Origin of the sequence: Microbacterium sp. NPDC058062, from assembly GCF_042885375.1 — a bacterium.
GTDB lineage: Bacteria > Actinomycetota > Actinomycetes > Actinomycetales > Microbacteriaceae > Microbacterium > Microbacterium trichothecenolyticum_C.
Genome location: NZ_JBHVSC010000001.1, coordinates 344,646 through 367,854, shown reverse-complemented (window position 1 = coordinate 367,854; position 23,209 = coordinate 344,646). Strand labels below are relative to the sequence as shown.

21 protein-coding genes and 1 tRNA gene are annotated in these 23,209 nt (G+C 68.7%); 3 read left to right on the top strand and 19 right to left on the bottom strand.

What is annotated here, in order from left to right:
• Positions 1 to 31 precede the first annotated feature (31 nt).
• The 4 genes from ACFVSU_RS01715 to ACFVSU_RS01700 all read right to left on the bottom strand — a co-directional run bounded on the left by ACFVSU_RS01715 (position 32) and on the right by ACFVSU_RS01700 (position 7,680).
• A complete protein-coding gene (locus ACFVSU_RS01715) occupies positions 32 to 1,123 on the bottom strand; it encodes a family 43 glycosylhydrolase (protein WP_387137151.1) in 1,092 nt (363 codons plus the stop codon).
• Positions 1,120 to 3,738, bottom strand: a complete 2,619-nt coding sequence (locus ACFVSU_RS01710; protein WP_387137148.1) for a family 78 glycoside hydrolase catalytic domain — start codon at positions 3,736 to 3,738, stop codon at positions 1,120 to 1,122. Before ACFVSU_RS01710 ends, ACFVSU_RS01715 begins: the two co-directional genes overlap by 4 nt.
• A 5-nt stretch (positions 3,739 to 3,743) precedes the next feature.
• Entirely contained in the window at positions 3,744 to 6,197 is a 2,454-nt protein-coding gene (locus tag ACFVSU_RS01705; protein ID WP_387137145.1) for a glycoside hydrolase family 2 TIM barrel-domain containing protein, read from the bottom strand.
• Positions 6,198 to 6,330: 133 nt separating this feature from the next.
• A complete protein-coding gene (locus ACFVSU_RS01700) occupies positions 6,331 to 7,680 on the bottom strand; it encodes an MFS transporter (protein ID WP_387137142.1) in 1,350 nt (449 codons plus the stop codon).
• A gap of 136 nt (positions 7,681 to 7,816) precedes the next feature.
• Between ACFVSU_RS01700 and ACFVSU_RS01695 the strand changes: the two genes are divergently transcribed.
• Positions 7,817 to 8,821, top strand: coding sequence for a LacI family DNA-binding transcriptional regulator (locus ACFVSU_RS01695; RefSeq protein ID WP_387137138.1), 1,005 nt, complete (start codon positions 7,817 to 7,819; stop codon positions 8,819 to 8,821).
• A 20-nt stretch (positions 8,822 to 8,841) separates the two neighbouring features.
• On the opposite strand, the gene ACFVSU_RS01690 is transcribed toward ACFVSU_RS01695, so the two are convergent.
• The 12 genes from ACFVSU_RS01690 to rplU form a co-directional block, all read right to left on the bottom strand.
• Positions 8,842 to 9,015, bottom strand: a complete 174-nt coding sequence (locus ACFVSU_RS01690; protein WP_387138669.1) for a helix-turn-helix transcriptional regulator — start codon at positions 9,013 to 9,015, stop codon at positions 8,842 to 8,844.
• A gap of 230 nt (positions 9,016 to 9,245) precedes the next feature.
• Entirely contained in the window at positions 9,246 to 10,460 is a 1,215-nt protein-coding gene (locus ACFVSU_RS01685; RefSeq protein WP_387137135.1) for a tyrosine-type recombinase/integrase, read from the bottom strand.
• A 296-nt stretch (positions 10,461 to 10,756) separates the two neighbouring features.
• Positions 10,757 to 10,832: transfer RNA gene (locus tag ACFVSU_RS01680), tRNA-Ala, on the bottom strand.
• Between the two features lie 71 nt (positions 10,833 to 10,903).
• A complete protein-coding gene (gene rsfS, locus ACFVSU_RS01675; RefSeq protein ID WP_387137131.1) occupies positions 10,904 to 11,284 on the bottom strand; it encodes a ribosome silencing factor in 381 nt (126 codons plus the stop codon).
• A complete protein-coding gene (locus ACFVSU_RS01670; protein ID WP_387137128.1) occupies positions 11,284 to 12,504 on the bottom strand; it encodes a hypothetical protein in 1,221 nt (406 codons plus the stop codon). The genes rsfS and ACFVSU_RS01670 overlap by 1 nt, the downstream gene beginning before the upstream one ends.
• Entirely contained in the window at positions 12,501 to 13,097 is a 597-nt protein-coding gene (gene nadD / locus ACFVSU_RS01665) for a nicotinate-nucleotide adenylyltransferase (protein ID WP_310291056.1), read from the bottom strand. Before nadD ends, ACFVSU_RS01670 begins: the two co-directional genes overlap by 4 nt.
• 9 nt (positions 13,098 to 13,106) lie before the next feature.
• Positions 13,107 to 13,331, bottom strand: coding sequence for a hypothetical protein (locus ACFVSU_RS01660; RefSeq protein WP_387137125.1), 225 nt, complete (start codon positions 13,329 to 13,331; stop codon positions 13,107 to 13,109).
• A 54-nt stretch (positions 13,332 to 13,385) separates the two neighbouring features.
• Positions 13,386 to 14,645: a glutamate-5-semialdehyde dehydrogenase gene (locus ACFVSU_RS01655; RefSeq protein WP_387137121.1), complete on the bottom strand. Its 1,260-nt coding sequence runs from the start codon at positions 14,643 to 14,645 to the stop codon at positions 13,386 to 13,388.
• On the bottom strand, positions 14,642 to 15,484 hold the full coding sequence (gene proB, locus ACFVSU_RS01650) for a glutamate 5-kinase (RefSeq protein ID WP_387137118.1): 843 nt from the start codon (positions 15,482 to 15,484) through the stop codon (positions 14,642 to 14,644). The genes ACFVSU_RS01655 and proB overlap by 4 nt, the downstream gene beginning before the upstream one ends.
• Complete coding sequence (gene obgE / locus ACFVSU_RS01645) at positions 15,481 to 16,989, bottom strand: GTPase ObgE (RefSeq protein ID WP_387137115.1); 1,509 nt, start codon at positions 16,987 to 16,989, stop codon at positions 15,481 to 15,483. The genes proB and obgE overlap by 4 nt, the downstream gene beginning before the upstream one ends.
• A gap of 105 nt (positions 16,990 to 17,094) precedes the next feature.
• Positions 17,095 to 17,352 (bottom strand): 50S ribosomal protein L27, encoded by a 258-nt coding sequence (rpmA, locus tag ACFVSU_RS01640; protein WP_045302739.1) that lies wholly within the window; start codon positions 17,350 to 17,352, stop codon positions 17,095 to 17,097.
• A 19-nt stretch (positions 17,353 to 17,371) separates the two neighbouring features.
• The gene (rplU, locus tag ACFVSU_RS01635) at positions 17,372 to 17,680 is read right to left on the bottom strand and encodes a 50S ribosomal protein L21 (protein WP_026059456.1); all 309 of its coding nucleotides are present in this window, start codon (positions 17,678 to 17,680) and stop codon (positions 17,372 to 17,374) included.
• A gap of 163 nt (positions 17,681 to 17,843) precedes the next feature.
• On the opposite strand from rplU, the gene ACFVSU_RS01630 reads away from it, so the two are divergent.
• Positions 17,844 to 18,110 carry a DUF4031 domain-containing protein gene (locus tag ACFVSU_RS01630; RefSeq protein WP_310291060.1) on the top strand — a complete coding sequence of 89 codons (267 nt, stop codon included), beginning with the start codon at positions 17,844 to 17,846 and terminating at the stop codon, positions 18,108 to 18,110.
• Position 18,111: 1 nt separating this feature from the next.
• On the opposite strand, the gene ACFVSU_RS01625 is transcribed toward ACFVSU_RS01630, so the two are convergent.
• Both ACFVSU_RS01625 and ACFVSU_RS01620 read right to left on the bottom strand, forming a co-directional pair.
• The gene (locus ACFVSU_RS01625; protein WP_387137109.1) at positions 18,112 to 19,206 is read right to left on the bottom strand and encodes a glycosyltransferase; all 1,095 of its coding nucleotides are present in this window, start codon (positions 19,204 to 19,206) and stop codon (positions 18,112 to 18,114) included.
• Between the two features lie 101 nt (positions 19,207 to 19,307).
• Positions 19,308 to 21,773, bottom strand: a complete 2,466-nt coding sequence (locus ACFVSU_RS01620) for an Rne/Rng family ribonuclease (protein ID WP_387137106.1) — start codon at positions 21,771 to 21,773, stop codon at positions 19,308 to 19,310.
• Between the two features lie 344 nt (positions 21,774 to 22,117).
• On the opposite strand from ACFVSU_RS01620, the gene ACFVSU_RS01615 reads away from it, so the two are divergent.
• Positions 22,118 to 22,741, top strand: coding sequence for a vitamin K epoxide reductase family protein (locus ACFVSU_RS01615; RefSeq protein WP_387137103.1), 624 nt, complete (start codon positions 22,118 to 22,120; stop codon positions 22,739 to 22,741).
• A gap of 36 nt (positions 22,742 to 22,777) precedes the next feature.
• Here ACFVSU_RS01615 and ndk read toward each other — a convergent pair whose 3' ends face one another.
• Positions 22,778 to 23,194: a nucleoside-diphosphate kinase gene (gene ndk, locus ACFVSU_RS01610; RefSeq protein WP_116193233.1), complete on the bottom strand. Its 417-nt coding sequence runs from the start codon at positions 23,192 to 23,194 to the stop codon at positions 22,778 to 22,780.
• Positions 23,195 to 23,209: the final 15 nt, after the last annotated feature.

Sequence of the window (23,209 nt, the reverse complement as noted above, 5' to 3'; positions counted from 1 at the left end):
CTCTGCGGAGCGGGAGCGCTCCTTCGGCGGGTCAGCTCGGCTCCTGCAGCCGCCATTCGTCGTGCCACCGCAGCACGGGCTTATCGCCGTGCCATTCGATGGGGAGCCAGACGTAGCGGGCGATGCTGGTGTTCTCGGGATGCCGGAGCTTCTTCCCTGCCAGGGGCTGGACGGTTCGGGGCGACCGGTCGGGGTTGCGGAACGTGTCACCGCGGGCGCCTTGCAAGGATCGCTCGATGAGGCGCTGGTAGTGGCGGCTGCCGAACCGGCCCAGGGGGCCGGGTTTCCACCGGTCGGCCATGGCGATGTATTGCCCGGTGGTGGGGACGCGCAGAACGCAGGTGATCTGGCTGTAAAACGTCGTGCGGGTGTCGTCTCCGATGCAGGGGTCGCCGAGGTCGGTGTATTCGCCGTGCCAGTCGATGAAGGAGCAGACGGTTGTGGGGTTGGCGAAGTATCCGCTGGTGCCGCTGGTGAAGAGGTAGTTGATGCCATCTCGTTCGAACCAGGCGGGGGCTTCGCGCGTCTGCGGTGGCACACGTCCGGGGTAGTGGGTGGAGTATTCGCCGGTGACGGCGGTGCGGTCGTCGGTGAGTGTCGCGGTGATGAGTTCGAAGTGGGGGCGGTCGAACACGATGTACGCCTTGCCCGTGGACGGATCGGTGGCGAGGGCGAAGTCGCCGGCATCCATGTCGAGCGGCTTGTAGATGCGGGTGACGAATTCGTAGGGCCCGAGGAAGTCGTCGGCTTGCATGATCGCCATCGACTGGCTGGTGTGTCCGCTCATGACCTTGAGCCACGCGACGTACTTGCCGGTTGTTTCGGAGTAGATGATGTGCGGACGGTCGACGCAGTAGGTGGGATGCAGGGGGGACTGCAAGTCGTCCGGCTGCGGCGGGATGATCAGGCCGCGGTCCTCCCAGTTGTACAGATCTCGGGAGGTGTAGCACCGCACGCCCCAGTGCCACACGGTGTTGAACGGCCCGCCTCGGGTGCGCTCTTTGTTCTCGCCGTACCAGTAGTAGGTGCCGTCCTTCTCGAAGACGGAGAACCCGTGTGCCTGGATGGGTCGACCGTTGGTGTCGAGCCACTTCTGTCCGGGGCGGAAGCTCGTATATGTCACAGGGAGACCTCTCGTGGTCGGAATGCCTCGGCGCAGGCAAATTGGTGGACGCCCGCGGGTACGACCTGGGTTGTGCCGTCTGGGAGACCGATCTCTGCCGTGGTGTTCGGTGGGACGGTGGCTGTGATCTCGACTCGCTCGGCTGCTCTCCGCCAGGAGACGGCGACCGGTCCGTACGGGCTCAGGTATTGAGCGGAGGCATGGGTGAGGCTGCCGCCCGGGGTGGGTTGGATCCGGAAGCGGTTCCTTCCTTCGATGCGGATCCCCGCGACGGTGTCGAAGAGCCATTGGCAGACCGCCCCCGGTGAGTAGTGGTTGTGGCTGGCCTCACCTTCCCAGTCCTCCCAGATCGTCGTGGCTCCGGCATCTACCTCGGCGAGCCAGCCGGGCGTGCGACGGTTTTCGAGCATCCGATACGCCACGTCGGGGCGGTCGGCGTCGGTGAGCACCGGCAGGACGAAGGGCGTGGAGAGGAACCCGGTGCCGACGCGGTAGTGGCGCTTCTCCACGGCGGTGACCAGGCGGTCCTCGACTCTGGAGCGGTTCATATCATCGACGAGGTCGAACGCGAGCGGGCGAACGAGCTTGGCCTGGCGGTCGGTGTCCGTCGCGTCGGCGGTGAGGAAATGCCGCTGATAGGCGCGACGGGCACCTTCTGCGTACTCCTGGTAGGTGGCCGCGTCGTCGGGATGGTCCAGTGCGTCAGCGATCTCGGCGAGGTGGCGCATCGTGTAGTGCAGGTAGGCGGTGGCCTCCTCGGTGCGCGGGGGGCCGTTCTTGCCGACGTGGTCGCGGAATTCGGCGGGTTCGAGCCACTCCCCCAGGTGGAAGCCACGCACGTAGAGGTAGGCGTCGTCGGGGTGAGCCAGCGGTGCGCGGCGGTTCTCGGGGCCAGCCATGGAGATGAGATATTGCGCATACGCGCGCATCATCGGGTAGGCCTCGCGCAGGAGCGCTTCATCGTCGTATCGCTTCCAGAATCGGTACGGGATGAGGACGACAGCGTCGGCCCAGCCGACCGATCCCCCCGTCTTTTCGTAGAGCATGCCGAAGCCGTTGTACGGTGCGACCGCCGACACTTTGCCAGAGGGGGCTTGGTTGTCCTGCAGGTCCCTGATCCACTTGCGGTAGAAGGCGGCGACGTCCATCAGGTATGCCGCCGTGTGGAAGAAGACCTGAGCGTCGCCGGTCCAGCCCAGCCGTTCCCGCGTGGGGCAATCGGTCGGCACGTCAAGGAAATTGCCCTTCATGCTCCACCGGGTGTTCTCCAGCAGCCGGTTCACCCCGGGATGCGAACACTCGAACGACCCTGTCTGCTCCATGTCGGAGTACACGGCAACCGCGGCGAAGTCTTCCGGGTTGATCTCGAGGTCGGTCTCGACGAGCACGTACCGGAAGCCGAACACCGCGAAGCGCGTACGGTAGGTGTTCTCGCCGTCGCGGCAGGTGTAGTGGATCTGCTGCTCAGGGGTGTTCTGCGTCGGGCCGCGCAGGAGGTTCTCCTTGCCGGTCATCAGTAGCACCTCGGCGACCTTGCCAAAGGATCGTGCCGGTTTGCGTTTCTGGAAGTTCGCCTGGGTGAACTCGCCCTGCTCGTCGAGGATCTCCCCCAAGCGCAGGTCCAGCGTGTCCCCTGCCTTGGCGTGGATCCGGAACTCCAGAAACCCCGCGATGTTCTGACCGAAGTCCAGCACCGTACGTCCCGACGGCGTCGTGACGAGCTCCGGCACCAACCGCTCGCGCATGCGCGGGGTGACGTTGTCTGATGCTGTCGGCACGGGTGCCGGGGCCTTCGCCGGTCGCGCCGCGCCGGCGTAGCTCGGCGTCATTCGGGCGTCGACGCGCTCGCCGTCCTTGAGGTCGGCGAGCCGGATGGGGCCGTCGTTGCTCCACGCGAACTCAGGGCCAGTGGCCACGGTGTGGCGGGTGCCGTCGGCGAAGGTGATCTCGAGTTGGGCGAGCACACGCGTCTGCCGCCCGAAGACGTTGGTGGGGCCGAAGCATCCGATCGATCCGCGATACCAGCCGTCGGCGAGCTGGAGTTCCAGCTGGTTCTCCTGCCGCAGGAGCTCAGTGACGTCGTACGCCTGGTAGTGAAGGCGGGTCCGGTAGTCGGTGCTCCCCGGCGTGAGCTGCGCGTCGCCGACCCGGCGGCCGTTCAGGTGCGCCTCATACAGTCCGCACGCCGTGATGTAGAGGCGTGCCCGAACCGGATCTGGGTGTGTGTGGAAGGACTTGCGGAAGTGGTCGACTGGGTGACGCCGGCTCCTCTTGGGGGTGTAGTCGCCGGCGATCCAGGATGCCGTCCAGTCGGCGGGGTCGAGCAGGCCCAACTCGAACCAGGACTGCGACTGCTCCCCGGCCTCACCCTGCTCGTCCCACAGGGTCACGGACCATTCCACCCGGTCCCGACTTCGCAGGGGTGCGCCGGCGTAGGGGATGTGCGTCATCCGGTCGGATCGGACGGTTCCGGTGTCCCAGACGGTTTCGCCGTCGCGGGTTGCGCGGACGCGGTATGCGGTCTGGGTGATTCCGCCTTCGCAGTTCCAGGACACTCGCGGGGACGCCGTGCCCAGTCCGAGCGGCCGGTCCAGGTACTCGGTGCGCAGCCGCACGGCTCTCACGCTGCGCTCCCTTCCGCGAGCGCTGCGGCGACGGTCTCAGCGCGCGGGGGGAGCGCCTGGATGACCGTGGTCGCCGATCCATGCCGCCGAGAGCTCACCGTGACCGTCACCTCGCCCGGCTCACCCGTGGCGCGGACGATGGCGAGGGCCCGGCCATGGTGGGTGCGATGTGTGTCGTCGACGAAGGTCTCTTCGGTGGCAGGGGCGGCGGAGCCCAGTCCGGCGAGGCTGGCCGGGCCGCTCACGGTGACCGTGACCTCGTCGGCCGCTGCGAAGTCCACGACACCGTGCTCGTCGGCCAATTCCGCCCACACGTGCGCGAGGTCGTCGGGACCGGTCAGAACGTCCGTCTCGGCTCGCAGCGTCAGCGCGACTGGCTCGGCCGATCGCAGGGATGAGCGGCCGGTCTCCACGCCGCGCCGGTAGCCGATCGCGACGAGTTCCCCCGGTTCGTAGAGGGTAGTGAACCTTGTCACGAATCGCCGCGGGGCGCCGGTCTTCTTCCGACCCAGTGACCTGCCGTTGATGAGGAGTTCCACCTCGTCGTCGGCGGAGTACACCTCGATCTGCGCCTTGCCGGTCATGCCGCGCCACGCCCACGACGGCACGGCGTCACTGACCCGCCAGGGCGTCCTATTCGCCTTCTTTCCGGCATGTTGGAGGGGGCGCACGGCGATCGCGGGAGCGTCGAGCAGTCCCCACACGGCGCGCGCGAGGAGAGCGGGCGCTCCAGGCTGCCCGGTGATGTCGAACGCGCCCGGGCCGGCCACCAGGCACGGATACGGCTTGTTGATGCCACCCGGCTCGGCGCCGTACGACCACACGCCGATGCCGGCTTCGCCGAGATAGTCCCACCCGGTCCACATGAAGTCACCGATGACGCCCGGGACGCTCTCCACGAGCTTCCAGATCGTCGGGAGATCGCCGGGCATGGACTCGGACCCGAGGATCACACGCCGCGGGTAGCGGCGGCGGTCGGCACGGTAGCGGCCGAAGGCGTAGTTGTAGCCCGCGACATCCACCGTTGCGAACACATCCCGAGAAACCTTATCGGCGGCGGGCAGCCGCGACATGGTCTGCATGATCTTCCCCATCGACGCCGCTGCCGCGTTCGCCGCCGTGCTGGTCGGCTTCTCCTTTGGCGGCTCAGCAACCGGGACTGCGCTGTAGTGCTCGCCCTGGAAAGGAGACTTCCCGCGGGCCGCCATCATGTTCAGCAGCATGTTGACAGCCAGCGTGGTCGGTCGCGTGGGGTCAAGCTCCCGGATGAAGCTGCTGATCCGGCCCGCGGTCTGCACCCCCTCCGCGTCGGCGGTCTCGGCGATCTCGTTGCCGATCGAGTACATGATCACGCTCGGCCGGTTGCGGTCCTCGGCGACCATCGCGCGCGCGTCGTCCCGCCACAGGTCGCCGAACCGGTCCGCCGTATCATGCGGGGTCTTGTGGCCATACCAGACGTCGGTCAGCTCGTCCATGACGTACAGGCCGAGCTCGTCGCACGCATCGAGAAAGGCGCGGGAGAGCGGGTTGTGCGCGGACCGGATGGCGTTGAAGCCGTTGTCCTTCAGGATGCGGGCGCGGCGGTGCTCGGCGGCCGGTATGGTGGCCGCCCCGAGGATCCCGTTGTCGTGGTGGACGCACGCGCCACGCAGCTTGACCTCCCTCCCGTTCACGCGGAGCCCGTGAACCGCATCGACGGTGATCGTCCGAATCCCCGTGCGCATGACCCGCTCGTCAACGACGTGGTCGCCGTCCAGAAGCAGCAGCTTCGCGGTATACAGGTGCGGAGACTCCGCCGACCACGCACGCGGTGCCGGGATCACGAGCTGACCCGTCGCGACGCCGCCGCGCACACGCAGGTCCGTGGTGGCGGTACCGCCGTCCGCATCGGCCATGCTCACGCGAACGACCTGACCGTCCGTCGAGCCGTCGAGGGCGACTTCGACGTCGACGATCGCCTCCGCACCGAGGGAGCGGGTGACCAGGCGAATCCCATCATCGGCGAAGCTGGCCTGCGGCAGCGCCTCGAGCCAGACCTGCCGGTAGATGCCCGAGCCGGTGTACCAACGGGAGTTGGGGGTGCGGCGGTTGTCGACATCCACCCGGATCGTCACGGTACTCCCCGGAGCCAGATCCGGCAGCGGAGCGCGGAAGGCACGGTAGCCGCTCGTGCTGCGGGCGATCTCCACCCCGTCGACCGTGACCACCGTGTCGCCGTAGATGCCTTCGAAGAACAGCCGGTACTCGCGCGTCGCGGCGTCGGCAGGCACCGTCCACGTCCGGCTGTAGCGGTAGCTGCCGCCGGGGAAGTACCCGCCATGGTTCCCGGTGCCCCCGCCGGCCGCGCGTGGCTCTCCGATCATCGCGTCGTGCGGCAGGCGCACCTGCTCCGGGTCCGACCCCTCGCGGTAAAAGGTCCACCCCTCGGTGAACAGCGTCGTCGTCATCATCAGTGGTCCTTCGCGGTAACAGCGTTCGGGAATCGGCCGGGGTCAGTGCCCGGGGGTTCGCGTTCGGCGTGATCGGGCAGGCTCACTCCTTGTTGCGGAGGGAGGCGGCTACTTCACGTACCGGCGTCTGGAATCAGTTGGACTTCCGGACGAAGACCATCACGAGCGTGCCGCCGACGAGGGTGCAGGCCGCGGCGATCAAGAACAGCAGTCCATAGTTCTTGTCCGCGCCGGTGACGCCGATCAGCAGAAGAGGCGCTGCCAGGATGGGGGCGATCGCCTGAGCCAGCGAAGTCGAATAGGAGTTGATGCCGATGTATCGACCGGCTTCGGTGTCGCGCTCCGGAAGGACGTCGAGAACGATTGCCTGGTCGACGGCGGAAAACACGCCAAGGCCCAGACTGGTCACGATCGAGCCGGTGATGAGCAGGGTGGCGTTTGACCCACCGAACGCCATCACGATCGCGCCCGCGGTGAAGCCGAGTCCAGCCAGCAATACGAAGATCCGCCGCCGCTTCAGCTTGTCCGACAAGAAGCCACCGAGGAGCGCGCCGCCGGCGGTGGCCACGACGCCGAGGAGGGACAGGATGACGATCAGGCCGCCGATCTTCGACACCTGCCCGTCGGGGGCGAGTCGTGACGCGAAGAACAGCGTGGTGAACGTGGTGGCGAAGGTGACGCCGAACATGAAGAAGAGCCGTCCGAGCCAGTTCCAGGCGAAGTCGGGGTGGTCTGCCGGCTTGAAGACCATGTTGCTGAGCGCCTTGCCCACGGTGAGCTTCCCGGTGTCCGGAAGCGACCGGCTGTCGGGTTCCTTGACGAGCAGGAACCACAGCAGGGCGAGGATCAGACCCACGAATCCGGGGATCAGGAAGACGAGGAAGTCATTCCCGATGAATGCGCTGGCGATCCCAACTCCGAGGACGGAAGCGATCATCTGCACAAAGCCGCTCAGACCGGCCACCTTTCCACGCTGCTCCTCAGGCAGGCGATCCGCCTGGGAGAACAGCAGCGATGCCATCACCGTGCTCCAGCCGACGTTCGCGAAGACCCAGCCCGCCATGAGCAGCGGCACTGTCGGAGCCCACGCCACGAACGCCAAAGCCAGGATCCCTAGAACGGCCCCGCCCAGGGCGAACAGGCGGCGACGGCCGAACCGGCTGCGCGTCCGGTCGCTCCACATGCCGACAAGCGGACCGACCACCGTCGACACGACTGCAGCCAGGCCGATGACGTAGCCCAGCACCTCGACGTTGGCTGGCGCGAGCTGCTGGACCTTGAGCGACAGTGAGATGCCGATCGGGGCAACCATCGCGACGTACGCGCCAAGGGTGGCGAGGATCAGCAGCCAGATGTAGCCGGCGCCCACCCTTTCCCGGACGATCAGAGAGCCGGTCGGTGTGAAGACCTCGTCGACGCTCGCAGCGGCGTCTGGCGAAGTGTTGAGCGGGAACGGCGCGGACGCCGGGGACTTGTCGGTCACGGGAGCGACTCCTTTGTCAGACAGCAGTGTGGGGGTTATGTCGGGTGGTATCACGTGATACCCACGCTGAACATTACGGGTATCACGTGGTACTGTCAATTCCACGACCAATGTCGATCGGTGAGAGGATGGCGGCATGTCGCTCACCGACCGACCCCGCCCCGCAACAGCTACGGACGTCGCGCAGAGGGCCGGAGTCTCCCGAGCGACCGTCAGCCACATCCTGAACGGCCGGGACGCACGCTTCCCCCAGGAGACACGGTCACGCGTGCTGGCCGCGGCTGAGGAGTTGGACTATCGCCCTTCCCCGGCAGGAAGAAGCCTCGTCACCGGACACAGCGACACAGTCGTCGTCCTGATGCCGAACACCACCATCGGATTCGGCATCCAAGAGGCCATCGAGCGCCTGAGCGAAGACCTCGGCTCGAACGCGAACGTCGTGCTGCGATTCGGTGACGAGGATTCCGAACGAACGGTGAGCGCGATCCTCGGCCTCCGCCCGCTCGCCGTCATCGACTTCGGTTCCCTCATTGACTCCGCCCGAGACCGCCTTCGAGCCCAGGGAGTCACGGTCGTCCCCGACCACCGCCGGCCCATCACCGTTGGCGGCGTCGACTTTCAGGATGCGATCGCATTGCTGCAAGTCACCGAACTCGCCAAGCGTGGCCCGCGTCCCATCGTCTATGCCGCACTGTCCGATAAGCGCACAGATCCATACGGTCCCACACGATTCACGGGGATCGAACGTGCATGTGAAAGGCTCGGGCTCCCTGCGCCCTTCAGGATCACCGTGGAGGCGGACCCCGAGCGCGCAATTGAGAAGGTCAGGGAACTTGGAACAGGACCAGTGGGCATCGCGGCCTACAACGACTACGCCGCGATCGCGATCCTCGCTGGGGCCCGCCGACTCGACATAGACGTACCCGGCGAGTTGTCGATCGTCGGCACGGACGCGACCCAGTTCGGACAGCTATGGGCCCCCAGGCTCAGTTCCGTTGCTGTCGATATGCGCGCAGTGATCGACGGCGCGGCTCGCCTGCTGATCGAGCAGCTCCGTGACGTTCTTCCGGGCGCGGTGAACGAAATTCACGAGGAGCAGGAGCGTGCCGTTATCACCCTCGTCCCGGGCGAGACGACCTGAGCAGAAACGGTGCCGACGTCCTAGGCCGGCCGCGCGGGATCTCGGTGCTCTTCGATCCAGACTTGGACGTCTGATACAGCGAAAGCCAGGTGCTTACCGAACCGGTGTGCGCGCGGGCCGAGACCACGGGTCCGCCAGTCGTAGACGGTCGAGACGGGTACTCGCAGGTGCGCGGCTACCTCCCTTACATTCATCAGATGCTCCAGGCCCCATTCGTCCCGCGCGGCGACATCGTTCAGATCCATGAAGAGTAGGTGCGCCACACCCTCACAGACCGGAGACAACCGGCCTCAACATGGGTGCTCCCCGCGGCTACACTCGCCCTTCAACGGTCAGCTAACGATGAGTGGTAATGCCGACCAGGACATCGCTCACTCCCGCCTCGCGCGACCTCGGCGGAGGGCGGGCGGCGGCGTTACGAGCCTCATCCAGACCGGTCGTTCGACTCGCTGATGCTCTCGTGGACGGCCTGCACGATCTTTCGTACGTCCGGAGTCTCACGCGTTCGCTTGGCGTAGAACTGCTCGGTGACCCGGGACCGCTCATGTCCGAGCAGCAGCGCCGTCGGCTCGAGCCCAATGTTCTTCGCGACGACGGTACCCACCGACTTACGAAGAGCGTGCGGTACATAGTCCTTGGGCAGTTTCGCGTGCTCTCGGACGTTCCGCAGCGCCCGGTGCACATCCTGCTGACCGTTCGGTCGGAGTGTGCGAGTGTGAAACACGAACTCGCTGCCGCCTACGTTGTCGACCAGACGGCGCAGCAGAAGCGCGACCGCATACTCGGGGAGGGCTATTTGGCGAAGCCCCGCTTCCGACTTCGGGAACGGCTCCCAGCGCTTCGCTCCCCCCTTCTCCTTGATGGCGCCGTTGACGACGATGTAAGGAGACGGGGCGTCGAGGACGACATCCTTCTCCCACCGCAGGCCGAGCACCTCGCCGATACGAAGCCCTGTTGCGAGGATCATGTCGACGCAATCGAGCAGAAGCGGCCCGGGCATCGGACCCGGGCGGTCAGGGTCCTCGTTGTACGCGACGACCGCCGCACGGAAGACCCGCAGTTCGTCGATGCCCGGTGCGAAGATCTCCTTCTTCTTCCGGCGCATCGCGGGTACCTCGCGTACGAGGTTGCGTTCGACGAAGCCCATCTGGGCCGCGTACGTCATGATCAGGGAGAGCACTCCCTTGGCGTTGCGTGCCTGCGCTGGCCATTCGCGCACCATCTGGTGGTACGTCACGGAGATCTCACGAGTCGTGATCTGGTCGACGAGTTGGTCTCCCAGTCGCGGAATGAGGATGTTTCGCGCGATGCGCTCGTGTTCGTGTTGTGTCGAGGGCGCGATCTCGCCTTGCTCCATCCGGAGTCGATCGTGGTCGATCCACTCCATCGCGAGACCCCGGAATGTACGCGCCACCGCTCGCTCCGGCTGCCGCTTCCCAGGGCCATCCGCCGCGACGAGCTCGGGGAGCTTGCCGAGCAGCTTGCGGGTGGCTTCCGACCTGCTCCTGCCCTGGGCTGTTGTCTTGGACTCGCTGCCGTCGGTGCGGCGATAGCGGGCGGTAAGGACGATCCTGCCGTTCGCAAGGGTCGTCTGGGTGAACTCGCCCCAGGTGCCCTCTTGAAGTTTCGGTCGTGGCATTCAGAGCCCCGCTTCGCGCGTCGAATCGGCATCGACGACCCTGCGGTGAAATCCCTCGGTGCGCGGGGAGGTCCGTCGACTTGCCGGATAGGTGCGTTCGCGCGACCGCCGCGGGTACGCACGGGGTCCGAGTTCCGAGTCCCAGCGACGGGATGGAGGCGTGTGTCTTCCTGATCCGCACCGGTTGCCACCGAGTATGAACGGTTGAAAAAGGCGAGTAAAAGGCGACCGAGCCCCTTCAATCCCCCACCGGGCGCCGGAGCCGCGGCGAAAAGCCGCGGCATTCCGGGAAAATATGGTGGACCTGAGGGGACTCGAACCCCTGACCCCCTGCATGCCATGCAGGTGCGCTACCAGCTGCGCCACAGGCCCAGACGCTGTTCCCGCTCTCGCGGGGCAACTCGTCTAGCTTACAACACTCCGAGGGGTGCTCCGTACCAGGATCACTCTTCGACGGTCGCCCGGGCCGGGAGGGTGATGGGCACGACGGGGCAGTCCTTCCACAGCCGCTCGAGGCCGTAGTAGACGCGCTCCTGCTCGTGGAACACGTGCACCACCAGGTCGCCGAAGTCGATGAGGATCCACCGCGATTCCTCACGGCCCTCGCGGCGCAGCCGCTTGTGACCGGCTTCGAGCAGCTTGTCCTCGATCTCGTCGGCGATCGCCGCCACGTTGCGCTCGCTGCGTCCGGTGACGAGCAGGAAGATGTCGACGAGCGGGAGGGGCTCGGACACATCGAGGGCGACGAGATCCTCGCCGCCCTTGGCGTCCGCCGCGGCCGCGGCGATCTGGACCATGTCGTGCGACTGCGCGCTCGCCACCATCAGAAGACTCCTGTCACGAAGGCGAGGATGAGAACGCCGACGAGGGCGAGGGCCAGCACGCCCGCGGTGATCGCGAGCGACATCATGAGCTTGCCGCCCTTCTCGGGCACCGGGGGTTTGATGACGTCGCCGGGCGCCTTCGCGGTGCTGACGGCGGCGCTCGCGGCGATCGGCGTCGGTGAGGAGTGCGACGGCAGCTCGCCGTCGACCAGCGTGGCGTCGATCTCCTTGCCGTCGGCGGTGCCCTTCGCGTGGCCGGTGGAGCCGAGGCCCTCGGGCAGGTTGAAGGTGCCGGTGACGATGACCTCGCCCGTGGCGGTGACGGGCGCCACGAGGGGCGCCACCTCCGGGGCCTGCGACACGATGAGCGCATTGGGGATCGCGATCGCGCCGGTCGTGCGGGTGAGCAGCTGGTCGAACGACGGCGGGAACTCGACGGCCGCGGGCTCGCCGGCGGCGGGCGCGGCGTCGAGCAGACTGGCGCCGAGGAGCGGGCTGACGGCCTTCGGCGCTGCAGGAACCGCTTCGGCCTCGGCCTCGGCCTCGTCGTCGGCGGAGGCGCCGAACACGCTGTCGAACGGGCGGTCCTCGACCTCGGGCGCCGGGGGCTGCTCCGCGAAGGCGGGAACCGGGACAGGGGCGACGGGCGCGGCCTGCTGCCAGCTCGGCGCGGGGGCGGGCGTTGGCTCCGCCTCGCGGGGGATCCCGAACAGCGCGTGCATGCCGCTGTCGGTCGACACCGGTGACTCGTCAGGGGCAGGGGTGAACAGCGACGGCGCGGGCTCGTCGAACGGCGCCACGGGCGGCGGGGCGACGGGGAACGCGAACGTCGGGGCGGTGCCGCCGGTGGCGGCCGCGTGGGCGGCGACGACCTCCGGCGTGATCACGGGCACCGAAGCGGTGCGGATGCGCTCCTGCTGGCGCGCCTGGCGGCGCGTGAGCGGAGACACGCCCAGGTCCACGGCGGAGTCGGGAACGGGCGCCGGCGCCACGGCGGCGGGCTCGGACGGGCGCGGGAACGGTGCGGCGGCGATGGGCGCGGGAGGCGGGGTCGACAGCGCCGCGTCGACGGGGGGCGCCACGACGGGCGCGGCCTCGGTCTCGATGGCATCGTCGTCCGCTGGGGTCGCCGTGATCACGGGGGTGGACCCCGTGTTGCGCAGTTCGCGGATCTGCTTACGTGTGAGGGCTGGCGTCGCCGGGTGCTCGGGTGTACTCATTCCTTGCTCCGGTAGAGATGGTGCTTCGCAATGTATTGGACGACCCCGTCGGGGACGAGGTACCACACGGGGTGTCCTCGCTGAACTCGGTCGCGGCAATCCGTCGATGAGATGGCGAGGGCGGGGATCTCGAGCTGGCTGACGTCGTCGCTGGGCAGGCCATCCGTGTTCAGTACGTGTCCAGGCCTGGACACCGCGACGAAGTGGGCGAGGTCCCACAACTCATCATGGTCCCTCCAACTGAGAATTTGCGCTATGGCGTCGGCACCGGTGATGAAGAACAGCTCCGCGTCCGGGCGCTGGGCCTTCAGATCGCGGAGCGTGTCGATGGTGTACGTGGGACCGTCGCGATCGATGTCGACGCGACTGACGGTGAACTGGGGGTTGGATGCCGTGGCGATGACGGTCATGAGATAGCGATGCTCGCTCGGCGAGACGTCGGCCTTCTGCCAGGGCTCGCCTGTCGGAACGAAGACGACCTCGTCGAGGTCGAACCACTGCGCCACTTCACTCGCGGCGACCAGGTGCCCATGATGGATGGGGTCGAAGGTGCCGCCCATGACCCCGATCCTCGGGGCTGTCGCCAAGGACATCCAGCAGCCTCAGTGGCCGTGCCCCGCTCGCTGGACGTCGTTCGCGTGCGCCTTCGCGTACGCCTCGGCCTTGTGCGCGTGGCGGTTCGCCACGTTGCGGTACGACAGCGTCACGATCGCCAGCGCGGCGAAGACCACGATCGCGGTGATGCCATACCCGATGGTCTCGAGGGCGACGTTGCCGTGGTGCTCCGACTCTTCGGCGGCAAAGGCGATGATCGTGGCGAGTGTCATTCGGGCTCCGTTCGGGTTCGCCTCTGGGGCGCGGGACGGGACAAGTCTATTCCGTTATGCGCGGACCTGCCCGGCACCCCGCGCGAGCCACTTCGAGCTCGTGAGTTCGGCGAGGCCCATGGGGCCGCGCGCGTGCAGTTTCTGGGTCGAGATGCCGACCTCGGCGCCGAAGCCGAACTCGCCGCCGTCGGTGAACCGGGTCGAGGTGTTGGCCATCACCACGGCCGAGTCGACCTCGGCGAGGAAGCGCGCCTCGTTGGCGGCATCCTGCGTCACGATCGACTCCGTGTGGTGGGTCGAGTACCGGCGGATGTGCGCGAGCGCGTCGTCGAGGTCGTCCACGACGCGCATCGCCAGATCGAGGCTCAGGTACTCGGTCGCCCAGTCCTCGTCGGTCGCGGGTGTGACGCCTGCAGCCAGGCGCTCGACGGTCTCGTCGCCGTGGACGGTGACGCCGCTCTGCTGCAGGGCCTCGACGACGGGGCCGACCAGGCGATCGGCGGCGCCGCGATGCACGAGGACCGTCTCGACCGCGTTGCACACGCTCGGCCGCTGGGTCTTGGCGTTCACCACGATGTCGCGCGCCCAGTCGAGCGGGGCCGTCTCGTCGAGGACGATGTGCACGACGCCCGCGCCCGTCTCGATGACCGGGACCGACGACTCGGTCACGACCGTCTCGATCAGCTGCGCGCTGCCGCGCGGCACGAGGACGTCGACGACACCCCGGGCGTGCATCAGCTCGCGCGCTCCTTCGCGGCCGAACTCGTCCACCGTCTGGATGGCCTCGGGGTCGATCCCTCGGTCTGCCAGTGCGCCGCGCATCGCGCGCACCAGCGCCGCGTTCGTGTGCTCGGCCGCGGTGCCGCCTCGGAGCACGACCGCGTTGCCGGACCGCAGGGCGAGGGACGCGATGTCGACCGTGACATTGGGTCGCGCCTCGTAGATCGAGCCCACCACGCCGAACGGGACGGCGACCTTGGTGAGCGAGACGCCGTTCGCCAGGGTGCGCTCGTCGAGGATGCGGCCCACCGGGTCGGGCAGCGCGGCGATCTCGCGCACCGCCGCGGCGAGGGACGCGACGCGCGGCTCGTCGAGACGCAGTCGATCCTGCAGAGCCGTCGAGAGCCCGGTCTGAGTTCCGCGGCGGAGGTCATCCGCGTTCGCCGCCACGATCTCCGGTGCCGCAGCCTCGATCGCATCGGCGATCGCGAGGAGCGCATCGCGCTTCGCTTCGTCTCCGAGGAGGCCGATGCTGCGCGCCGCGTCCTTGGCGAGCAGCATCCGTTCGCGTGCCGTCGTGGCGGTGGTGGTCATCCGCCCAGTGTATCGACCGCCGTGCGCACGGGACCGGTCGCGGCGGGCGCCGTGGGCTCGGGGTTGGGCTGGAACCACGTGCCGATCTCGTCGCCCGACAGCGCCTCGCCGACGAGGTCCGCGCTCGTGACGAGGACGCCGATCCCGGATGCTGCGGCCAGCCGCGCGGCGGACACCTTGGTCGCTGCTCCCCCGGTGCCGACGCTGTTGACGACGACCGAGCCGAACTCGAACCCGTGCAGGTCGTCGCCGTACGTGACGCGCGGTATCGGCCGCGCACCGGGCTCGTCCGGCGGACGCGTGTAGAGGCACTCGATGTCGCTCAGCAGCACCAGGGCGTCCGCGCCGATCAGCTGGGCGACGAGCGCGGCAAGGCGGTCGTTGTCGCCGAAGCGGATCTCGTGCGTGGCGACGGTGTCGTTCTCGTTGACGATCGGGAGGATGCGCAGGCCCAGAAGCCGTTCCATCGCGCGCCGCGCATTGGAGCGGTGGGTCGCGTTCTCGAGGTCGCCCGCGGTGAGGAGCACCTGGCCGGCGACGATGCGGAAGGGCCGCAGCGACTCCTGGTAGCGGTAGATGAGCACATTCTGACCCACCGCAGCCGCGGCCTGCTGTGTGGCGAGGTCACTCGGACGCTCGTCGAGGAGCAGATACGGCATCCCTGTCGCGATGGCGCCCGATGAGACGAGCACGACCTCGGTGCCGCGCCCGTGGGCGGCGGCGAGGGCGTCGACGATCGGCTTGATCTTGTGGGCGTTGTCGCCGCTGATCGAAGAGGATCCGACCTTGACGACGACGCGTCGGGCGAGCGGGAGGTCGCTGCGCTCCCGCGTGCTCACTCGTCGTCCTCGTGGTCGCGGTAGCGCTCGGCGATCCGCTCGGCCTCGAGCTCGGCGCGCGCGTCGGCCTTGGCGTCCATCATGTCGTGGTATCGCTCGCGGCGCTCCGACGTGGTGCGACGGGTGTCGCGCAGCAGTCGCGGGTCGGTGCCGCGCGGGGCGGTCATCAGCTCCGCGTTCGACGAGATCGAGGGCTCCCAGTCGAAGACGATGCCGTCGCCCTCGCCGATCACGACGGTGGCCCCGGGGGTCGCGCCGGCGCGGAACAGCTCGACCTCGACGCCCAGCTTCTCGAGGCGGTCACCCAGGTAGCCGACGGCCTCCTCGTTCTGGAAGTCGGTCTGCTGCACCCACTTGAGCGGCTTGTCGCCCAGGATGCGGTAGATGTTGCCGTAAGTGCCGCCTTCGACGCGGACCGAGAAGTCCTTCTCCGAGCCCTTCGGCCGGATGACGATGCGCTCGGGCGCGGGAGCCGCCGCCTGCTCGGCGCGGTGCTTCGCGACGATGTCGCCGAGCGCGAAGGTGAGCTGACGCAGTCCTTCGTGGCTCACGGTCGAGATCTCGAACACGCGGAAGCCGCGCGCCTCCAGGTCGGGGCGGACGAGGTCCGCGAGATCCTTCGCCTCGGGGACGTCGACCTTGTTGAGCGCCACCAGCTGCGGGCGATCGAGCAGCGGCAGCTGCCCGTCGGGCACGGGGTAGGCGGCGAGCTCGGCGAGGATGACGTCGAGGTCGGTGAGCGGGTCGCGGCCCGGCTCGAGCGTCGCGCAGTCGAGGACGTGGACGAGCGCCGTGCAGCGCTCGACGTGGCGGAGGAACTCCAGCCCCAGGCCCTTTCCCTCGCTCGCGCCCTCGATGAGCCCCGGCACGTCGGCGACGGTGAAGCGCTGCTCCCCCGCCTGAACGACCCCGAGGTTCGGGTGGAGCGTGGTGAACGGGTACTCAGCGATCTTGGGCCGTGCGGCGGAGACCGCGGCGATGAGGCTCGACTTGCCCGCCGAGGGGAAGCCGACGAGCGCGACGTCGGCGACGGTCTTCAGCTCGAGGAGGACATCGCCCTCCCAGCCGGGCGTGCCGAGCAGAGCGAAGCCCGGCGCCTTGCGCTTGGGGTTGGCGAGGGCGGCGTTGCCGAGCCCGCCGAGACCGCCCGGGGCGGCGACGAAGCGCATGCCCGGCTCGATCATGTCGACGATCACGTCGCCGGAGGTGTCCTTCACGACGGTGCCGACCGGGACGGGCAGCTCGAGCGGCTCGCCGGCGGCACCCGATCGGTGGTCGCCCATGCCGAAGCCGCCGTTACCGCTGGAGCGGTGCGGCGAGTGGTGGTACGACAGCAGCGTGGTGACCTGCGGGTCGGCGACGAGGACGACATCGCCGCCGTGGCCGCCGTTGCCGCCGTCGGGGCCGGCCAGCGGCTTGAACTTCTCGCGCTTGACCGACACGCAGCCGTTGCCGCCCTTGCCGGCACGCAGGTGCAGCGTCACCCGGTCGACGAACGTGACCATACGGTCCCCCTCAGGTCTGGATGCTCCCCGGTGTATCGGGAAGGGGATAAAGGGAAAGGGCGAGCCGAAGCCCGCCCCTTCCTGAAGTCTGTGAGACTCGCTGGATTACTCCGCGACCGCCACGATGTTGACGACCTTGCGGCCGCCCTTCTGGCCGAACTCGACCGAGCCCGCAGCCAGTGCGAACAGGGTGTCGTCGCCACCGCGGCCGACGTTGGCGCCGGGGTGGAAGTGCGTGCCGCGCTGGCGGACGAGGATCTCGCCGGCGTTGACGGCCTGGCCACCGAAGCGCTTCACGCCGAGGCGCTGAGCGTTGGAGTCACGACCGTTACGGGTGGAGCTTGCGCCCTTTTTGTGTGCCATCTCTGCGTCTCCTGTGGCTTTACTTGATGCCGGTGACCTTGACGCGCGTGAGGTCCTGACGGTGCCCCTGGCGCTTCTTGTAACCGGTCTTGTTCTTGAACTTCTGGATCACGATCTTGGGGCCGCGCTCCTCGCCGAGCACCTCGGCGGTCACGGTGACCTTCGCGAGCTTGTCGGCGTCGGTCGTGACGGTGTCACCGTCGACGAAGAGCACCGCGGGGAGCTCGATCTTGTCGCCGATCTTCGCCGCCTGACGGTCGAGGACGACGATCGTGCCGACCTCGACCTTCTCCTGCCGGCCGCCGGCGCGCACAACTGCGTAAACCACTTCACACCTGTTTCTTCTGGGAGCGCGCGCACGCACTCGGGGACGTCAACGAAGACTTGGTGCGGATATCTCGACGCACCAAGGGTCTACTTTATCAGATGCCGGAACAGTCCGCGAAAGCGCGCCGGGCCGTGTCGCGGGATCGGGTGCGTAGGATCTGGACGTGGCGATCCTCATCGACGATCCTCTGTGGCCGGCGCACGGTCGGCTGTGGGCGCATCTGGTGACCGATACCGACCTCGCGGAGCTCCACGCCTTCGCCGCTGCGAACGGCATCCCTGCGCGCGGCTTCGACCTCGACCACTACGACGTGCCCGAAGAGGCGCACGCCCGTCTGGTCGCGGCCGGCGCGCTGCACGTGAGCGGTCACGAACTGGTGCGGCGCCTCATCGCATCCGGTCTTCGTGTGCGGGGGCGCGACCGCCGCTGACTCACCGGGCCGCGGCCGCCGACAGCTCGAGGACGTCGGCCGCGCGGCCGGGGCCGTCGAAGGCGCGGATCGCGTCGCCGAGCCGCTGCGCGCGCACGCGGGTGGGACCATCGGCCAGCGTCCGCCGGATCGCGCGGCGGATCGTGGCGGGGTCCGTCCGCCGCGACATCGTCGCTCCCACACCCGCGCGGGCCACCGCGCGGCCGATGCGCGGCTGGTCGGAGGTCGGCTCGAGGGGCAGCGTGAGCACCGGCACGCCATGGGCCAGCGCGGCGAGGGTGGTGCCGTGTCCGCCGTGACCCACCACGAGGGAGGCTTCCGGGAAGAGCTCGTCGTGCGGCATCCATTCGTGCACTTCGATGCCGAGGGGCACCCGCATCTCCCCCGCCGTGACCGCCGGGCCGAGGGTGGCGATCACCCGCACGTCGAGGCCGTCGACGGCGTCGAGCAGCCGCTGCCAGGTCGCGACGAGCTCGGCGAACCGGAAGGTGCTGAGGCTCAGCACCACCGTCGGTGCGGCGGGTTGTGCGGCGACGGCGCGCGTCATCGCTCCCGTGTACACGACCGCGCCCGGCGCGGCTGACAGCGCATCTTGGGCAGGGAAGGGCAGCCCGAACCCGGGTACGGATGCCACGAGGATCGGTGCGGCGCGTCGGCGCGGCGCCTGCACCCGTATCCCCCGCGTCCACAGCACCGATCCCGCCACCCGCGCGCCCGAGGCCAGGAAATCGTGCAGCGTGTGCTCGAGCACCACGATGCGCTGATCCATCCGATCGAGGACGTCCATCACGGCGAACAGCGTGCAGTCGACCACCACGACGTCGGCGGGGAACGCCGCGAGCAGCGCCACGGTGTCGTCGGCCAGGCCGGTGTCGGTGAACAGTCGGAAGAGGCCCGCGGGGCGTGGATCCAGCACGAAGCCCGGTGCGCTCGCGAACGCGGTGAAGGGCAGGCCGGCAGCGCGGTAGGCGCCCGCCTGGGAGTCGTGGCCGAGGACGCGGACGTCGTGCCCGCGCTCCACGAGCGCACGCGCGATGGTGATGGTGGGCATGCGGTTGCCGCCGCCGTCCCACGTCACGAACACGTAGCGCGCCATCGCGCCCCCGTTCCCCAGCTCCCGGCAATCAGCCTATCGAGGGGGTCCGAGGGCCGACAGAGGGGCGCCGTCCCGGCCGGGGCCGGGACGGCGCGACACGCTCAGTCCTCCGACGGCGTGTGGGGCACCGGGGTGCCCGTGAGAGCCGCGGTCGTCACCCGACGGCGCGCGCGGCCCTGCCCCGGAGCCTTGGGCTCGGGAAGGGCGTTCAGCACCGAGTCGAGGAGGAGGTCCTTCTCGGTGCGGTTCTCCTTCTTCGCGCCGGAATCCTGACGCTTCTTGCGCGGCTTCTTCGGGCGCTCGGCCGGAGCCTGCTCGACGACGGGGGCCGCCTCGACGTGCGGAGCCTCTTCGCTGTGGTGGATCGTGGATGCCGCGATCTGCGCGAGCGCCGACTTCACGCCCTCTGTGATCACGTGCGTGCCGTTCGAGCCGCCGCCAGTCGCGGGAGCCTGCGCGCCGCCCCGCGGGCGACGGCCGGACGACGGCGCACCGCTCGCGGCGGGCACGCGGTGCTTGACGACGGGGTCGTGGTGCACGATCAGGCCGCGCCCCGCGCAGACCTCGCAGGCCTCGCTGAACGTCTCCAGGAGGCCCAGTCCGAGCTTCTTGCGCGTCATCTGCACGAGACCGAGCGAGGTGACCTCGGCGACCTGGTGCTTCGTCCGGTCGCGGCTCAGGCACTCCACGAGACGGCGCAGCACGAGATCGCGGTTGGACTCGAGCACCATGTCGATGAAGTCGACGACGATGATCCCGCCGATGTCGCGCAGGCGCAGCTGGCGGACGATCTCCTCCGCGGCCTCGAGGTTGTTCTTCGTGACCGTCTCTTCGAGGTTGCCGCCCGAGCCGACGAACTTGCCGGTGTTGACGTCGACGACCGTCATCGCCTCGGTGCGGTCGATGACCAGCGAGCCGCCGGAGGGCAGCCACACCTTGCGGTCGAGTGCCTTCTCGATCTGCTCGGTGACGCGGAACACGTCGAACGGGTCGTGCTCGCCCTCGTACCGCTCGACGCGCTCCAGCAGGTCGGGCGCCACGGACTCGAGGTACTTCGAGATGGTGTGGTGCGCGTCGTCGCCCTGGATGAGCATCTTCGAGAAGTCCTCGTTGAAGACGTCGCGGACGATCTTGACGAGGAGGTCAGGCTCCGAGTGCAGCAGCGCCGGCGCCTGGATCGTCTCGATCTGCTTCGAGATGTGCTCCCACTGGTTGGTGAGGCGCTGCACATCGCGCGTCAACTGGTCCTCGGTGGCGCCCTCGGCGGCGGTGCGCACGATGACGCCCGACGACTCGGGCAGCACCTCCTTGAGGATCTTCTTGAGGCGCGCGCGCTCGGTGTCGGGCAGCTTGCGCGAGATGCCGTTCATGTTGCCGCCCGGCACGTACACGAGGTAGCGACCGGGGAGCGAGATCTGGCTCGTGAGGCGGGCACCCTTGTGTCCGACCGGGTCCTTCGTGACCTGGACGAGCACGCGGTCGCCGGTCTTGAGCGCGAGCTCGATCCGGCGGGGCTGGTTGCCGGTCTCGACGGCGTCCCAGTCGACCTCGCCGGAGTACAGCACGGCGTTGCGGCCACGGCCGATGTCGACGAACGCGGCCTCCATGCTCGGCAGCACGTTCTGGACGCGACCGAGGTAGACGTTGCCGATCAGCGACGCGTCCTGATTGCGGGCGACGTAGTGCTCGACGAGCACGTTGTCCTCGAGGACCGCGATCTGGATGCGGCCGTTGCGCGAGCGCACGATCATGTCGCGGTCGACGGCCTCACGACGGGCGAGGAACTCCGCCTCGGTCACGACCGCACGACGGCGACCTGCCTCGCGGCCGTCGCGACGGCGCTGCTTCTTGGCCTCGAGACGCGTCGAGCCCTTGATGCGCTGCGGCTCGGTGATGAGCTCTACGGCGCGCTGACGCGGCTGCGACGGCTCGGAAGGCGCGGATGCCTCGTCCCGGCCCTCGCCGCGACGACGGCTGCGGCGACGCGAGGTGCTCGACGACGCTGCAGCCTCGGGCTCCGGCTCGGGCTGCTGGCGGCCCGGACGTGCCGGAAGCGGCGCGATCTCGGGCGCGTAGAACATGAGCTGCGTCGATACGGCCGACACGAAGACCTCGGGGAGAAGCCCCAGGGTCACCGCGGTCACGGCTTCGGGCTCGGCCGGTGCTTCCGGCTCGACGGGCGCTTCGGCCTCGGCGGGAGCTTCCGGCTCGGCGGACGCCTCGGGGGCGGACGGGGCTTCGGCATCGCCGTCGTCCGGTGCCTCGGCCGGTGCCTCGGCCTCGGCCGCGGGCTCGCTCTCGGGCTCAGCCGCCGCCTCTGCGGCGGGCTCAGCCTCTGCGGCGGGCTCAGCCTCTGCGGCGGGCTCAGCCTCTGCGGCCGGCTCGGGCGCCACCTCGGTCGCCTCGGCCGGGCTCTCCTCGGACTCCGCGGGGACCTCGACGGTCTGCTGCGGCTCCTCGACCGGCGGGTCCGCGTCCACCGCGGGTGTCGCCTCGTCGCCCGCTGTGGTCAGCGGCGCGTCCGGTTCGGTCTGAGGGGTGAATTCTGCATCGGTTCCATCAGCCATCACTGGCGTACTCCTAGCGGGGCGACACCGCGCGTCGCCCGGCGAAATCTCGTGCAGCGCCGCCCATGCCCCTCTGGACGGGGCGGTGCCGCGAACTCACTCGGTCTGCAGCGGTCGTCCGGCGCTAGGCGGATGCTCGCGCTGCCAAGGGCATTCGTCGCCCTGAAGTCTTCTGGTGATGATCGTCACGGCGCGGCCGTGAGTCATCGCCCCCCATTATCGCACTTACACCGCCAGAATGCCCATTCGCCCGGCGACTGCGCCTTCCCCACGCCGCGGATCGGCGATTTGCCACGGCGCGGGGGTGCGGCATCCGTGCAGAACTCGATGTCATAATCCGAGGCATGCCCGAGCAGCAGACTCACACCCGCCCGACCGGACTCGCCGTATGGCTCGTCATCGCGGGTGTGATCGGCTGGTGGGCGGCGTTCTCTCTGACGGTCGAGAAGCTGGAGAAGCTCGCGAACCCCGACGCGATCGCCTCGTGCGACCTGAGCGTGCTGGTGCAGTGCAGCGCGAACCTCGAGTCGTGGCAGGGCAGCGCGTTCGGGTTCCCGAATCCGATCCTCGGGCTCACCGGCTGGGTGGCCCCGATCGTGGTCGGCATGGCGCTCCTCGCGCGGGCCCGGTTCGCTCGGTGGTTCTGGTGGTGCTTCTGGGCCGGTATCGCCTTCGCGTTCGGGTTCGTGATCTGGCTCATCAGCCAGAGCATCTACGCGCCCAATCTGCACACGCTGTGCCCGTGGTGCATGGTGACCTGGGCGGTCACGATCCCGACGTTCTACGCCGTGACGCTCCACATGCTCCGCGCCGGCCTCGTTCCGGCATCCGACCGGGTCCGCGACGTCGCCGACCGGCTTATGGTGTGGGTGCCGCTGGCGGCGATCGTGAGCTACGCGATCATCCTGCTGCTGGCGCAGCTCGAGATGAACGCCGTCGTCAACATCTGGCAGACGCTGTTCGGCTGACCCCGGAGGCGCGTCCAGGGTCAGCCGACCGGGCGATCAGCCGAACCAGATCTCGAGCTCGCGTGCGGCGGACTCGGGGCTGTCGGAACCGTGCACGAGGTTCTGCTGCACCTTCAGGCCCCAGTCGCGGCCGTAGTCGCCGCGGACCGTCCCGGGCGCGGCCGTCGTGGGGTCGGTGGTGCCCGCGAGCGAGCGGAAGCCCTCGATCACGCGGTTGCCGGCGAGGCGGATCGCGACCGACGGACCCGACATCATGAACTCGAGCAGCGGCTCGTAGAAGGGCTTGCCCTCGTGCTCGGCATAGTGGCGCTCGAGCGTCTCACGGTCGGGCTCGACGAGCCGGATGTCGACGAGGGCGTACCCCTTCGCCTCGATGCGGGCGAGGATCGCGCCGGTGAGGCCGCGGGCGACGCCGTCGGGCTTGACGAGGACGAGGGTCTCTTCGATGGGCATGCGGGACCTTTCGTT

Coding starts and splice junctions, on each gene's coding strand:
- ACFVSU_RS01690 (WP_387138669.1), bottom strand. CDS start 9,015: ATGAATGTAAGGGAGGTAGCCGCGCACCTGCGAGTACCCGTCTCGACC.
- rpmA (WP_045302739.1), bottom strand. CDS start 17,352: ATGGCACACAAAAAGGGCGCAAGCTCCACCCGTAACGGTCGTGACTCC.
- ACFVSU_RS01685 (WP_387137135.1), bottom strand. CDS start 10,460: ATGCCACGACCGAAACTTCAAGAGGGCACCTGGGGCGAGTTCACCCAG.
- obgE (WP_387137115.1), bottom strand. CDS start 16,989: ATGGTCACGTTCGTCGACCGGGTGACGCTGCACCTGCGTGCCGGCAAG.
- ACFVSU_RS01695 (WP_387137138.1), top strand. CDS start 7,817: ATGTCGCTCACCGACCGACCCCGCCCCGCAACAGCTACGGACGTCGCG.
- ACFVSU_RS01660 (WP_387137125.1), bottom strand. CDS start 13,331: ATGACACTCGCCACGATCATCGCCTTTGCCGCCGAAGAGTCGGAGCAC.
- ACFVSU_RS01705 (WP_387137145.1), bottom strand. CDS start 6,197: ATGATGACGACGACGCTGTTCACCGAGGGGTGGACCTTTTACCGCGAG.
- nadD (WP_310291056.1), bottom strand. CDS start 13,097: ATGTCCTTGGCGACAGCCCCGAGGATCGGGGTCATGGGCGGCACCTTC.
- ACFVSU_RS01625 (WP_387137109.1), bottom strand. CDS start 19,206: ATGGCGCGCTACGTGTTCGTGACGTGGGACGGCGGCGGCAACCGCATG.
- ACFVSU_RS01655 (WP_387137121.1), bottom strand. CDS start 14,645: ATGACCACCACCGCCACGACGGCACGCGAACGGATGCTGCTCGCCAAG.
- ndk (WP_116193233.1), bottom strand. CDS start 23,194: ATGCCCATCGAAGAGACCCTCGTCCTCGTCAAGCCCGACGGCGTCGCC.
- ACFVSU_RS01620 (WP_387137106.1), bottom strand. CDS start 21,773: ATGGCTGATGGAACCGATGCAGAATTCACCCCTCAGACCGAACCGGAC.
- rsfS (WP_387137131.1), bottom strand. CDS start 11,284: ATGGTGGCGAGCGCGCAGTCGCACGACATGGTCCAGATCGCCGCGGCC.
- ACFVSU_RS01670 (WP_387137128.1), bottom strand. CDS start 12,504: ATGAGTACACCCGAGCACCCGGCGACGCCAGCCCTCACACGTAAGCAG.
- ACFVSU_RS01615 (WP_387137103.1), top strand. CDS start 22,118: ATGCCCGAGCAGCAGACTCACACCCGCCCGACCGGACTCGCCGTATGG.